This is a genomic window from Sorangium sp. So ce394, assembly GCF_051474665.1.
GTDB classification, from domain to species: domain Bacteria; phylum Myxococcota_A; class Polyangia; order Polyangiales; family Polyangiaceae; genus Sorangium; species Sorangium cellulosum_D.
In genome coordinates, this window is sequence record NZ_CP150339.1 from 1667816 (window position 1) to 1681710 (window position 13895).

The following is a 13895-nucleotide window of genomic DNA, read 5'->3' on the forward strand; positions in this document are numbered from 1 at the left end:
TGCGCTGTAGCCCGTATTACTTGATGTGACTCACGCCTCGGGCCGGCCGCTCTCTTACGCGCGCCTCTTGCGCGCCTCAGGCGCCCTCTTACGCGCGTCTCTTGCGCGCTCACTCCGCCCCGTCCGCCTGAAGGGCTGGCAGCCACATGCGGACCGTCGTGCCTTCGCCGAGCGCGCTCTCGATACGGATGCTGCCCTGGTGCTCCTGGATGAACCGGTGCGTCAGCGACAGGCCGAGCCCGGTCCCTTGCCCGGGCGGCTTCGTCGTGAAGAACGGCTCGAAGATGCGGCTCAGGTCCTCGGCGCGGATGCCGCAGCCGGTGTCGCGCACGTCGATCTCCACGCCGTGGACGTCGCCGCGCGGCAGCGCGCGCGCCCCGACGACGACGGCGCCGCCCTGGGGGCTGGCGTCGAGGGCGTTGCCGATCACGTTGAGCAGGGCCGACTCGAGCTGCGACGTGTTGACGAGCACCGGGGGCAGCGCCGACGCGGCGCTGTTCGCCTGGAGGTGGACCCGCCGCTCGCGCGCCCGCGGCGCGGAGAGGTCGACCGCGCGGCGGAGCGCCTCGCGCACGTCGCACGCCTGCCGGCCGACCGGCTTGCCGCGCGCGTACTCGAGCAGCGCGGTCACGAGGTCCGAGCAGCGGTTCGCCTGCCGCTCGATGGTGCCGAGCGCCTTCACGATCGCGGCCTCGTCGGGCAGGCCGTGCCCCTTGCGGTGCCGCCGGAGCAGGAGCTGCGCGGTCATCACGATGACCGAGACCGGGTTGTTCATCTCGTGCGACAGCCCCGCGACCAGCGTGCCTATCGCCGCCATCTTGCCCGCCTGGAGGAGCTCCTCCTGCGTCTCCGAGAGCCGCTTGAGCGCGTCCGCGAGCTCGCGGTTCTTCGCGGCGAGCTCCAGGTAGGCGCGGTGCAGCCGCTCGGCCGCGCGGACCCGCGCCTTGAGCTCCAGCGGGTCGAACGGCTTGCTCAGGTACTCGTCGGCGCCGACCTCGAGCCCGCCGACGGCCTCGGCGCGGCTCGCCCTGGCCGTGAGCAGGAGGATCGGGATGTCCCGGAGCCCGGCATCCCCCTTGAGCCGCCGGACCAGCTCGAAGCCGTCCATCTCGGGCATCATCACGTCCGACACGATGACGTCGGGCCTCGTCGCCCCGACCGCCTCGAGCGCCTCCCGGCCGTTCGTCGCGCGCAGGACCTGGTGCTCGGCGGCCAGGATGCCCTCCAGGTAAGACGCCATGTCCGGGTTGTCCTCCACGACGAGCACGCGCGACGCGGGCGCCTCTGCGTGGCCGTCTCCGCGGACCGCCGGCGCGGCCCGAGGCGCGGGCGCCGCGAGGTGGTCCGCGACGCGCGGCCTGGACGCCGCGGGGTCGTCCGCGCCGCCGGGCGGCCCCGACGACCTCGGCGGCTCCGGCGCGCGAGGCGCCCGCGACGCCATCACGCCGTCCGCCGCGCGCGGGAGCCGCACGAAGAAGCGGGAGCCGACCCCGGGCTCGCTCTCCACGCCGACCGTGCCCCCCATGAGCTCCGCGAACTCCTTGGCCAGCGACAGCCCGATCCCGGTCCCCTCGTGCTTGCGCGTGGCCGACGCGTCGATCTGCTGGAACCGCTGGAAGAGCAGGTGTCTCTGGTCCGGCGGGATGCCAGGACCGGTGTCCTCGATCGAGAGCTCGAAGAGCCCGTCCGCCGCCCGCAGCCGGACGTCGACCCGGCCGCCCGCCGGGGTGAACTTCAGCGCGTTGCCCAGCAGGTTGAGCGCGATCTTCTCGAATTTGCGCCGATCGAGGGGGACCGTCCCGAGCGCCGGATCCGCCTCGAGCGACAGCCTCACGCCGCCGCGCTCCGCCGCGGGGCGAGCCTCTTCGACCATGTCCGCGACGAGCTCTGTCACGTCGACCGCCTCCCAGTCGACGCGCATCTTGCCGGCCTCGATCTTCTGGTAGTCGAGGACGTCGTCGACGAGCCGGCGGAGCCGCCGCCCGCTGCGCTGGATGCGCTCGAGATCGGCCTGCACCCGCGCCGAGAGCGGCTCGTCCTGGCTCGACAGGAGCGATTGGAGCGGACCGAGGATGAGCGAGAGCGGCGTCCGGAGCTCGTGGCTCATCACCGTGAGGAACTCCCCCTTGGCGCGGGCGGCGGCGTCGGCGGCCTCCTTGGCCTTCTGGAGCTCGACCTCCATCCGCTTGCGCTCGGTGATGTCGGCGTAGATCCCGAGGAGCCCGATGATGTCGCCGCGCTCGTCGCGGATGGGCACCTTGCTGGTGAGCAGGACCCTCCGCTCGCCGTCCGGGCGGAGCAGCGGCTCCTCGATGTCGAGCATCGGTGTGCCGCGCTCGATGACCTCCCGGTCGACGCGCACGAACGACTCAGCGTCTTGCTTCCCCCACACATCGAAGTCGGTCTTGCCGACGAGATTCTCGAGGACCCTCGTGTTCGTGTCGTTGAGGAAGTTCTGATTTCCTCCGAGAAACCGGCCCTGACGATCTTTCCAGAAGATGGCGTGGGGGACGTTGGCGATGACGTACTTGAGGACCGCCTGCTGTTGCTCGAGGCTCGCCTGAGCCTGCTGCTGCGCGGCGATGTCGGCGGCGTGCACCCGCGCCTCGGCCGGTGACGCCGCCCTGGACGCCCGTGACTTTTCGGCGCGCGCTCGACGGGCCTGGAGGAGCTTGCTGACCCTGGCAGAGAGCCGGTAGGGGCGTCGCATCGTTGGCTCGTCGCGAGAGCATAAAACGAGCGCGAGCGACCTCAAAGCATCACCGCACCGGAACGTCGCCGAGCACGGGCGGCCGGCGGGGAGATCCGGCGAACGAGCGCGGCGGTTCTCGTGTTGCGCCGGCCGGGTGTGCCCTCCATGGAACCGTTCCGTCGCGGTTGGCGAGCCCTGGTTTGCGGCGCGCCCGGCTGCGTCCGCGTGCGTCCTCGTGGAAAGACACCTGGCTCATGGCGGGCGGTGCCGGCGAGAGCGCGTCTCCTCTCTCCGATCCACCCGCGTCCACCCGCCGCGGGACGGAGCGGGTGCACATGGCGGCTTCGCTGTGGTAGAGGAGCTGCGCCTATGTCAGGTCGAGTCGCGCTCGTCACCGGGGCGGCGTCGGGTATCGGCGCGGCCACCGCACGCAGGATTTCGCAAACCGTGGGTGGCCTGGTCCTCGTCGACCGGAACCGCGCGGCGCTCGACGCGCTCGCGGCGGAGCTCCGTGGGCCGGAGCTCTTGGTGCGCGACGGCGACGTGGGGACCGAGGCCCCGTGGGCCGAGATCGAGGAGGCCGTCGAGCGTCGGTTCGGGAGGCTCGACCATGTCGTGGCGAACGCCGGTATCGCCCACGGGGCGCCGCTCGCGGAGACCTCGTTCGAGGACTGGCGGCGCGTGCTCTCGGTGAACCTCGATGGCGCCTTTCTGACGCTGCGGACGGGCCTTCGCCTGCTCAGGAAGTCGGGCGAGGGCGGGACGGCCGTCGTCGTCTCCTCGATCGCGGCCGTCAAGGCCGAGCCGGGCATCGCCGCGTACGCGGCCTCGAAGGCGGGCGCGGCGCAGCTGGTCCGCGTGGCGGCGAAGGAGGGCGCGCGCGACAAGATCCGCGTGAACGGCGTCCTGCCCGGGGGCGTCGAGACGCCGATCTGGACGCAGACGCCGTTCTTCCAGGAGCTCGTCGCGACCGCCGGGAGCGAGCGCGCCGCGTTCGATCAGATGGCGGCGATGGCCACGCCCCTCGGCCGGTATGCGAGCGCCGACGAGATCGCGGGGCTCATCGCGTTCCTGCTCTCGGACGCGTCGGGCACCACGACGGGGGCGCTCCTCGTCAGCGACGGCGGGTACTCGCTCTAGGACACCGAACGGGTCGAAGCCCCGAGAAAAGGAACCACAGAGGGCACAGAGGGGAGAGAAATAAAAATTCTATTTCTTCTCTCCCCTCTGTGCCCTCTGTGCCTCTGTGGTTCGAATTCTTTTGCGGGGACGTAGTTGGGCGAGAGCAAACCGCCTTCCAGTGGGGAGAGGGGTTGAACCGCCTGGACGTGAAGAGCGTGAGGAGAACCAAGGAGCAGGCCTGTTGGCTCCTCCTGCCGCCCTTGGCTTCTTGGCGGTTCAGTCTCTCTCTCTGAGGGCGCGCCGCGCTGCCCGGTAAGGGGTTCATGACGAGACGCTGACAATTCGCGCCGGCCCGCGCCCGCGACGGCGCGCAGCGCTCGACCCACAGAGGCGAGGCGCTGAAAAAAAGCAAGCGATTTCGAAGCCTTCGGCTCAGGGATCGCCAGGGAAACGGAGGCGCGATGCGTCATGAGGCGCGGGCGCGAAGGCGCCGAGGGAAAGCGCTTTCATGGGCCGAACCCAGGGGACGGCGCGATCGGGGCGTGCCGTCGTTCCGTGACCGAACCATTACCGCGGGCCGGAGACCACGGATGTTATAGACCGCGAGCTTGTCATTGGGAGGCAGCTCAGCATGATAAAGGAACCGCAGGCCCTCCGCAGCGCCGGCCTCCAGCCGATCGGGATCTGGCGCAGCGGACCGTGGCTCCCCGCGTTCACGTCGACCGATCTGCGGGAGGCCATCTCCTGCGTGCGCGAGCCGGTGCACGTGGTGCGCGAGACGCCGGAGGGGCGCGTCGGCGTGTCGCGCGGCGGCGCCGTCATCCGCGAAGATCAGGTCAACGGGGTCCCCACGTTCCCGCTCCTCGGCACGCTGCCGGCGCTGTATCCGGAGTGGCTCGGGGACCGCTCCTTCCTCGAGGTCCACCGCCTGCGCTTCCCCTACGTGGCCGGCGCGATGGCGAACGGTATCCACACCACGCGGCTCACCATCGAGATGGCCAGGGCAGGGATGATGGGGTTCTTCGGCGCCGCCGGCCTCGGGCTCCACCGGATCGAGCAGGCGGTCGACGAGATCGTCGCCGCGCTCGGCACGGAAGGCCCCACCTGGGGCTGCAACCTCATCCACGCTCCGAACCAGCCGCGGCTGGAGAGCGACACGGTGGAGCTCTACCTGAGGAAGGGAGTCCGGCGGGCCGAGGCCGCGGCCTACATGGGCCTGAACCCGATGGTCGTGCGGTTCGCCTACAGCGGCATCCGGCGCCTGCCCGACGGCCGCATCGACCGGCAGAACCACCTGTTCGCGAAGATCTCGCGCCCGGAGGTCGCCGCGCGCTTCCTGTCGCCCGCGCCGGCCGAGATCCTCGATACGTGCGTTCGCAACGGGTGGCTCACCCGGGAAGAGGCGGAGCTCGCGCGGTCCCTGCCGGTGGCCGAGGACATCACGGTGGAGGCCGACTCCGGCGGGCACACCGACAACCAGCCGCTCGTCGCGCTGTTCCCGGTCATCCTCGGCGTCCGCGACGAGCTCGCGGCCAAGCACGGGTATCAGCGCCCGATCCGCGTCGGCGCCGCCGGCGGCCTCTCCACGCCGTCCACGGTGGCCGCGGCGTTCGCGCTCGGGGCCGCGTACGTGCTCACGGGCTCGGTCAACCAGGCATGCGTCGAGTCGGGCCTGTCCGAGGAGGGCAAGAAGATGCTGGCCCAGGCCGACCTGCCGGACGTGACCATGACCCCGGCCGCCGACATGTTCGAGCTCGGCGTGCAGGTCCAGGTGCTCAAGCGCGGCACGATGTTCGGCGTCCGCGCGCAGCGGCTCTACGACCTGTACGTCGCCCACGCGTCCATCGAGTCGCTGCCCGCCGACGTGCGCGCGCGCGTCGAGCGGGAGCAGTTCCAGATGTCGTGCGACGAGGTGTGGGCCGGCTGCGAGCGGTTCTTCGCCGAGCGCGACCCGGCCGAGCTCGAGCGCGCCGCCCGCGATCCGAAGCACAAGATGGCGCTGATCTTCCGGTGGTATCTCGGCATGTCCAGCAAGTGGGCGATCGCCGGGGATCCGAAGCGCCGCGCCGATTATCAGATCTGGTGTGGCCCGGCCATGGGCGCCTTCAACCGCTGGGTCAAGGGGTCGTTCCTCGAGGACCCCGCGAACCGCACCGTGGTCCAGGTCGCGCGCAACCTGCTCGAGGGCGCGGCCGTCGTCACGCGCGCGCAGCAGCTGCGGACATACGGCGTCCCCGTGCCGAGCGCCGCCTTCCATTTCACCCCTCGCCCGCTCGCCTGAGCGCCCGAACACCTGCTGAGGTCCGTCATGCACCCTTCATCCCCGCGTACTCCGGCCATCGCCGTCGTCGGCGTGAGCGCCATCTTCCCCGGCTCGCTCGACGCTCACGGCTTCTGGCGCGACATCCTCGCTGGAACCGACCTCATCACCGACGTTCCGAGCACCCACTGGCTCGTCGAGGACTACTACGATCCCGATCCGTCCGCTCCGGACAAGACCTACGCGAAGCGCGGCGCCTTCCTGAAGAATGTGCCGTTCGATCCGCTGGAGTGGGGCGTCCCGCCGTCGATCGTGCCGGCGACGGACACGACGCAGCTGCTCGCGCTGATCGTGGCGAAGCGCGTGCTGGAGGACGCGGCGCAGGGGCAGTTCGAGGCGATGAACCGCGAGCGGATCAGCGTGATCCTCGGCGTCACCTCGGCGCAGGAGCTCCTCGCCTCGATGGTGAGCCGGATCCAGCGGCCGGTCTGGGCCAACGCGCTCCGGGACCTCGGGTATCCGGAGGACGAGGTGAAGCGCGCCTGCGACCGGATCGCGGGCAGCTACGTGCCCTGGCAGGAGTCGAGCTTCCCGGGCCTGCTCGGCAACGTGGTGGCCGGGCGCATCGCGAACCGGCTCGACCTCGGCGGGACCAACTGCGTGACCGACGCGGCGTGCGCGTCGTCGCTGTCGGCGATGTCGATGGCGATCAACGAGCTCGCGCTCGGCCAGTCCGACCTCGTGATCGCGGGCGGCTGCGACACGATGAACGACGCCTTCATGTACATGTGCTTCAGCAAGACGCCGGCCCTGTCGCGGTCGGGCGACTGCCGCCCGTTCTCGGACAAGGCCGACGGCACGCTGCTCGGCGAGGGCATCGCGATGGTGGCGCTCAAGCGGCTCGAGGACGCCGAGCGCGACGGAGACCGGGTGTACGCGGTGATCCGCGGGATCGGCTCGTCGTCGGACGGGCGGAGCAAGAGCGTGTACGCGCCGGTGCCGGAAGGGCAGGCCAAGGCGCTGCGCCGGACCTACGCCGCCGCCGGGTACGGCGCGGAGACCGTGGAGCTGATGGAGGCCCACGGCACCGGGACCAAGGCCGGCGACGCGGCCGAGTTCGAGGGCCTGCGCGCGATGTTCGACGAGTCGGGGCGGCAGGACCGGCAGTGGTGCGCGCTCGGCAGCGTGAAGTCGCAGATCGGCCACACCAAGGCGGCCGCGGGCGCGGCGGGCCTGTTCAAGGCGATCATGGCGCTGCACCACAAGGTGCTGCCGCCGACCATCAAGGTCGACAAGCCGAACCCCAAGCTCGAGATCGAGAAGACCGCGTTCTACCTCAACACCGAGGCGCGGCCGTGGATCCGGCCGGCGGGCCACCCGCGGCGGGCGTCGGTGAGCTCGTTCGGCTTCGGCGGCTCGAACTTCCACGTGGCGCTGGAGGAGTACACGGGCCCGGCGCCGCGGGCGCACCGGGTGCGGTCGGTCCCGGCGGAGCTCGTCCTCCTGTCGGCGGACACGCCGGCGGCGCTGGCGGACCGCGTCCGGGCGACGGCGAAGGCGGCGGAGACCCCGGAGAGCCTGCGCTTCCTCGCGCGGGAGTCGGTGCTCTCGTTCGACGGGTCGCGGCCCGCGCGGCTCGGGCTGTGCGCCACGGACGAGGCGGATCTCCGGAAGAAGCTCGAGCAGGTCGCGGCGCACCTCGGGTCGAAGCCCGAGCAGGCGCTCGCCGCGCCGCTCGTGCATTACGCGAACGGGGAGGCGCCGGGGCAGGTGGCGTTCCTGTTCCCGGGGCAGGGGAGCCAGTACCTGGCGATGGGCGCCGACGTGCTGATGACGTTCGACGCGGCCCGCGAGGCGTGGGACGCGGCGGCGAGCGTCCCGCTCGCGGACGCGGCGCTGCACGAGGTGGTGTTCCCGCGGCCGGTGTTCTCGGACGAGGACCGCGCGGCGCAGGACGCGCGGCTCCGCGAGACGCGGTGGGCGCAGCCGGCGATCGGCGCGACGAGCCTCGCGCACCTCGCGCTGCTCGGGGCGCTCGGGGTGCGGGCCGACGCGTTCGCGGGCCACAGCTTCGGCGAGATCGCGGCGCTGCACGCGGCGGGCGCGCTGTCCGCGGCGGACCTCCTGCGCGTGGCCCGGCGGCGCGGCGAGCTGATGGGCGCGGCGTCGTCCGAGCGGGGCGCGATGATCGCGGTCCCGCGGGCGATCGAGGAGGTGCGGGGGCTCGGGCTCGGCGACGTGGTGGTCGCGAACCACAACGGCCCGAAGCAGGTGGTCCTGTCCGGGTCGGTCGCGGCGATCGAGGCGGCGGAGAAGCGGCTCGCGGGCATGGGGATCCAGGCGCGGCGCCTCGACGTGGCGGCGGCGTTCCACTCGCCGCTCGTGGCGGAGGCGAGCGCGCCGTTCCGCGAGTTCCTGGGGGGCATCGCGGTGCAGGCGCCGGGGGCGCCGGTGTACAGCAACGCGGAGGTCGAGCCGTATCCGGGCGGCGGCGACGCGGTGCGCGACCGGCTGGCGCGCCAGCTGGCGGAGCCGGTGCGGTTCGTGGAGGAGATCGAGCGGATGTACGCGGCCGGGGTGCGCACGTTCGTGGAGGTCGGGCCGGGCTCGGTGCTCACGAACCTGGTCGGCGACATCCTGAGCGGGCGGCCGCACCGCGCCGTGGCGCTCGACCGCAAGGGCAAGCACGGGGTGACGAGCCTGTTCGAGGCGGTGGCGCGGCTCGCCGTGGCGGGGGTCCCGCTCGACGCGCGGGTGCTCTGGGACGGGGTCGCGGCGCCGGCCGATCCGCGGGCGCTGCCGAAGCCGAAGCTGTCGCTGGCGATCAACGGGAGCAATTACGGCAAGCCGTACCCGCCGCAGGGCGGGGCGAAGGAGCCGCCGAAGGCGAGCGCGGCGAGCGCGGCGAGCGCGGTGAGGCCGGCGCTCGAGGCGGCGCGGGCGCCGGCGGCGGTGAGGCCGGCGGCGCCGGTTGCGAGCGCGCCGGCGGCGGTGAGGCCGGCGGCGCCGGTTGCGAGGGCATCTGCGCCGGTTGCGAGCGCGCCGGCGCCGGTTGCGAGCGCGCTGGCGCCGGTTGCGAGCGCGTCGACGCCGGTGGCGAGCGCGTCTGCGCCGGTAGTGCGCGCGTCTGCGCCGGTTGCGAGCGCGTCTGCGCCCGTGGTGAGCGCATCGTCGCCGGCGGTGAGCGCATCGTCGCCGGCGGTGAGCGCATCGTCGCCGGCGGTGAGCGCATCGTCGCCGGTGGTGAGCGCGTCGTCGTCGGCCGTGAGCGCATCGTCGCCGGCCGTGGTGCGCGCGTCGACGCCGGTGGTGAGCGCGTCTGCGCCGGTGGTGCGTCCGCCGGCGCCGGCAGCGAGCGCGTCGTGGCTCGCCGCCTACCAGGAGGCGCAGCGCGCCACGGCGGAAGCCCACAGCGTGTACCAGCGCGCCATGGCCGAGACCCACATCGCCTTCCTGCAGGCGGCCGAGGCCTCCTTCGCAGGGCTCGCCGCGCTCGCGACCGGCGCTCCGTACCCGGTCTCGGCGGCGCCCGAGGCGCGGATCTCGCCCACGATCCTCGCGCCGGTCCATCGTGGGCCGGTCTCGGAGGCGTCGCTGGGGCCCGCAGGGGCGCCGGCGCTGCTCATCGGCGGAGGCAGGAGCCACGCGATCCAGGACGGCCTGAACGGCGCGGGCGGGGAGCACCACGCGGCGCTCGCAGCGCCGGCGGCTGCGGCGCCCGTCGCGGTGGCGAAGCCGGCGGTCGCGCCGCCCGTGCAGGCGGCGCCCGCCGCGGCAGCGCCGGCGGCTGCGGCGCCCGTCGCGACGGCGAAGCCGGCGGTCGCGCCGCCGTCCACCGCCCCCACCGCGGCAGCGAAGCCGGCGGTCGCGTCGCCCGCAGCGGCAACGCAGGCGGCAGGCGCCGCCGCGCCGGGGGTCGATCTCGAGCGGATGGTCCTCGAGGTGGTCGCGGACAAGACCGGATACCCCGTCTCCATGCTCGGGCTGCAGATGGAGCTGGAGAGCGATCTCGGGATCGACAGCATCAAGCGGGTGGAGATCCTCTCCTCGGTCCGGGATCGGACGCCCGGGCTGTCGGAGGTGGACGCCTCGGCCTTGGCGCAGCTGCGCACGCTCGGCCAGGTGGTCGACCACCTCCGCGCCTCGATGCCCGCCGCCGCGCCGTCGGTCGGCGCAACGCCGGCCGTCGCCGCCCCCGCCGCCGCAGCGGCGCCCGCAGCAGCAGCGCCGGCAAGCGCAGCCGCGGCGGCGCCCGCGGCATCCGCGGAGGTCGAGCGGATCGTGATGGCGGTGGTGGCCGAGACGACGGGGTACCCGGCCGAGATGCTCGGGCTGCAGATGGAGCTGGAGAGCGACCTCGGGATCGACAGCATCAAGCGGGTGGAGATCCTGTCGGCGGTGCGGGACCGGACGCCCGGGCTGTCGGAGGTGGACGCCTCGGCGCTGGCGCAGCTGCGCACGCTCGGCCAGGTGGTCGATCACCTCCGCGCCTCGCTGCCCGCCGCGCCCGCGGCCGCCGTCAGACCGGCTGCCGCCCCGCCCGCCGCGGCGACGGCGCCCGCCGCTCCTGCTGCGGCCGCACCGGCCGCCGCGGCGGCGTCGCCCGCGGCAGCCGACGTCGAGCGGATCGTGATGGCGGTGGTGGCCGAGACGACGGGCTACCCGGCCGAGATGCTCGGGCTGCAGATGGAGCTGGAGAGCGATCTCGGGATCGACAGCATCAAGCGGGTGGAGATCCTGTCGGCGGTGCGGGACCGGACGCCCGGGCTGTCGGAGGTGGACGCCTCGGCGCTGGCGCAGCTGCGCACGCTCGGCCAGGTGGTCGACCACCTCCGCGCCTCGCTGCCCGCCGCCGCGCCCGCGGCCGCCGTCAGGCCGGCTGCCGCCCCCTCCGCCGCGACGGCGTCCGCCGCGGCCACGCCGGCCGCGCCGGCCGCCGCTCCCGCGGCGGCGTCGCCCGCGGCGTCCGACGTCGAGCGGGTGGTGATGGCCGTGGTGGCCGAGACGACGGGCTACCCGGCCGAGATGCTCGGGCTGCAGATGGAGCTGGAGAGCGATCTCGGGATCGACAGCATCAAGCGGGTGGAGATCCTGTCGGCGGTGCGGGACCGGACGCCCGGGCTGTCGGAGGTGGACGCCTCGGCGCTGGCGCAGCTGCGCACGCTCGGCCAGGTGGTCGATCACCTCCGCGCCTCGCTGCCCGCCCCCGCGCCGGCCAGCGCTTCCGCGGCGACGCCCGGTGCCGCCGAGGTCGAGCGGGTGGTGATGGCGGTGGTGGCCGAGACGACCGGCTACCCGGCCGAGATGCTCGGATTGCAGATGGAGCTGGAGAGCGACCTCGGGATCGACAGCATCAAGCGGGTGGAGATCCTGTCGGCGGTGCGGGACCGGACGCCCGGGCTGTCGGAGGTGGACGCCTCGGCGCTGGCGCAGCTGCGCACGCTCGGCCAGGTGGTCGACCACCTCCGCGCGCGCCTCGGGTCCGCCGCCGGCGACGACGCCCCCGCGAAGCCCGCCGACGACCCCGCCGCCGCGCACCTCGGCCGGTGGACGCTCGTCGAGGTGCCGGCGCCCGCCGCCGGCATGGCGATGCCCGGCCTCTTCGACGCCGGCGCCGTGGTGGTCACCGGCGACGACGCGGTCGGCCCCGCGCTCGCCGCCGCCCTCGCGGCGCGCGGGATCGCCGCCGAGTACGCCGCCGCCGTGCCCCGCGGGGCCCGCGGCGCCGTGTTCCTCGGCGGCCTGCGCGACGCCGCCACGGCCGACGAGGCGCTCGCCGTTCACCGCGAGGCGTTCCTCGCGGCCCAGGCGATCGCGGCGCAGCCGGCGCTGTTCGTCACGGTCCAGGACACGGGCGGCGACTTCGGCCTCGCCGGCTCGGACCGCGCCTGGGTGGGCGGGCTGCCGGGCCTCGTGAAGACCGCGGCCCTGGAGTGGGCCGAGGCGTCGTGCCGCGCGATCGACCTCGAGCGGAGCGGCCGGCCCGCCGCCGAGCTCGCCGAGGCGATCGCCGCGGAGCTCCTGTCCGGCGGCGTCGAGCTCGAGATCGGCCTGCGCGCGGACGGCCGCCGCACCACGCTGCGCAGCGTCCGGCAGGACGCGCAGCCCGGGCCGCTCCCCCTCGGGCCGTCCGACGTGGTCGTGGCGAGCGGCGGCGCCCGCGGCGTGACCGCGGCGACGCTGATCGCGCTCGCGAAGGCCAGCCGCGCGCGGTTCGCGCTGCTCGGCCGCTCCGCGCTCGAGGAGGATCCGGCCGTGTGTCGCGGCGTCGGCGGCGAGGCCGCGCTCAAGGCGGCGCTCGTCAAGGCCGCGGCCTCCGCGGGCCACAAGGCGACGCCGGCGGAGATCGGCCGCCAGGTCGCGAAGATCCTCGCGAGCCGCGAGGTCCGCGCGACGCTCGACGCGATCCGCGCGGCCGGCGGCGAGGCCCTCTACGTGCCGGTCGACGTGAACGACCCGCGCGCCGTGGCCGCGGCGCTCGACCAGGTGCGCGGCGCCTTCGGCCCCGTCACCGCGATCGTCCACGGCGCGGGCGTGCTCGCCGACAAGCTCATCGCCGAGAAGACGGTCGAGCAGCTCGAGCGCGTGTTCCGCACGAAGGTCGACGGCCTCCGGGCCCTGCTCGGCGCGACCGAGGGCGACCCGCTCAAGGCGATCGTGCTCTTCAGCTCCATCGCGGCGCGCAGCGGCAACAAGGGGCAGTGCGACTACGCGATGGCGAACGAGGTCCTGAACAAGGTCGCCGCCGCCGAGGCCGCCCGACGCCCGGGTTGCCGCGTGAGGTCGCTCGGCTGGGGGCCCTGGCAGGGCGGCATGGTGAACGCGGCGCTCGAGGCGCACTTCGCGCAGCTCGGCGTGCCGCTCATCCCGCTCGACGTGGGCGCGAGGATGCTGCTCGACGAGCTCTGCGACGGCTCGGGCGACCGCGGCGCGGGCTCCGCCGCGCCCGGCGCGGTCGAGCTCGTGCTCGGCGCCGAGCCGACGACGCTCGCGGCCCAGGGCCACGGCCGCCGGGTCGCGCTGGCCGTCCGCGCGGACCGCGCGACGCACCCCTACCTCGGCGATCACGCCATCAACGGCGTGCCCGTGGTGCCGGTGGTGATCGCCCTCGAGTGGTTCGCCCGGGCCGCGCGCGCCTGCCGGCCGGATCTCGTCGTGACCGAGCTCCGCGACGTGCGGGTGCTGCGCGGGATCAAGCTCGCGGCGTACGAGTCGGGCGGCGAGGTGTTCCGCGTGGACTGCCGCGAGGTGAGCAACGGCCACGGCGCGGTGCTCGCGGCCGAGCTGCGCGGGCCCCAGGGGGCGCTGCACTACGCGGCGACCATCGAGATGGCGCAGCCCGAGGGGCGCGCGGCCCCGAAGGGCCCGGCCGTGCCGTCGCTCGGCCCGTGGCCCTCCGGCGGCGACCTGTACGACGGCCGCACGCTGTTCCACGGCCGCGACTTCCAGGTGATCCGGCAGCTCGAGGGCGTGAGCCGCGACGGGATCGCGGGGACGGTCGTGGGCCTGCGCGAGGCCGGCTGGGTGGCGCAGCCGTGGAAGACCGACCCGGCGGCGCTCGACGGCGGGCTGCAGCTCGCGACGCTGTGGACGCAGCACGTGCTCGGCGGCGCGGCGCTCCCGATGTCCGTGGGCGCGCTGCACACCTTCGCCGAGGGGCCGTCCGACGGCCCGCTGCGCGCGGTGGTGCGCGGGCAGATCGTGGCCCGCGACCGCACGAAGGCGGACATCGCGTTCGTCGACCAGACGGGCGCGCTGGTCGCCGAGCTGCGCGACGTGCAATACGTGCTCCGCCCCGACACGGCGCGCGGCCAGGCGTGA

General features: G+C 74.1%; 4 protein-coding genes and 3 pseudogenes. 5 read left to right on the forward strand and 2 right to left on the reverse strand.

The genetic code is table 11. From position 1 onward, the window contains the following. Nucleotides 1-109: 109 nt before the first annotated feature. Nucleotides 110-2710: an ATP-binding protein gene (locus tag WMF33_RS06145; protein WP_437336264.1), complete on the reverse strand. Its 2601-nt coding sequence runs from the start codon at nucleotides 2708-2710 to the stop codon at nucleotides 110-112. A gap of 351 nt (nucleotides 2711-3061) precedes the next feature. Here WMF33_RS06145 and WMF33_RS06150 point away from each other — a divergent pair, with 351 nt between their 5' ends. The 3 genes and pseudogenes from WMF33_RS06150 to WMF33_RS06160 all read left to right on the forward strand — a co-directional run. Continuing rightward, the gene (locus WMF33_RS06150; RefSeq protein WP_437336265.1) at nucleotides 3062-3832 is read left to right on the forward strand and encodes an SDR family NAD(P)-dependent oxidoreductase; all 771 of its coding nucleotides are present in this window, start codon (nucleotides 3062-3064) and stop codon (nucleotides 3830-3832) included. Nucleotides 3833-4445: 613 nt separating this feature from the next. Next, nucleotides 4446-6095: a PfaD family polyunsaturated fatty acid/polyketide biosynthesis protein gene (locus tag WMF33_RS06155; RefSeq protein WP_437336266.1), complete on the forward strand. Its 1650-nt coding sequence runs from the start codon at nucleotides 4446-4448 to the stop codon at nucleotides 6093-6095. 27 nt (nucleotides 6096-6122) lie between these two features. After that, nucleotides 6123-8705: pseudogene (locus WMF33_RS06160) on the forward strand (beta-ketoacyl synthase N-terminal-like domain-containing protein); the annotation flags it as partial. Between the two features lie 206 nt (nucleotides 8706-8911). Here WMF33_RS06160 and WMF33_RS06165 read toward each other — a convergent pair. After that, a pseudogene (locus WMF33_RS06165) lies at nucleotides 8912-9121 on the reverse strand (hypothetical protein); the annotation flags it as partial. 898 nt (nucleotides 9122-10019) lie between these two features. On the opposite strand from WMF33_RS06165, the pseudogene WMF33_RS06170 reads away from it, so the two are divergent. Both WMF33_RS06170 and WMF33_RS06175 read left to right on the forward strand, forming a co-directional pair. Next, a pseudogene (locus WMF33_RS06170) lies at nucleotides 10020-12869 on the forward strand (SDR family NAD(P)-dependent oxidoreductase); the annotation flags it as partial. 93 nt (nucleotides 12870-12962) lie between these two features. Beyond that, nucleotides 12963-13895 carry a polyketide synthase dehydratase domain-containing protein gene (locus tag WMF33_RS06175; protein WP_437339450.1) on the forward strand — a complete coding sequence of 311 codons (933 nt, stop codon included), beginning with the start codon at nucleotides 12963-12965 and terminating at the stop codon, nucleotides 13893-13895.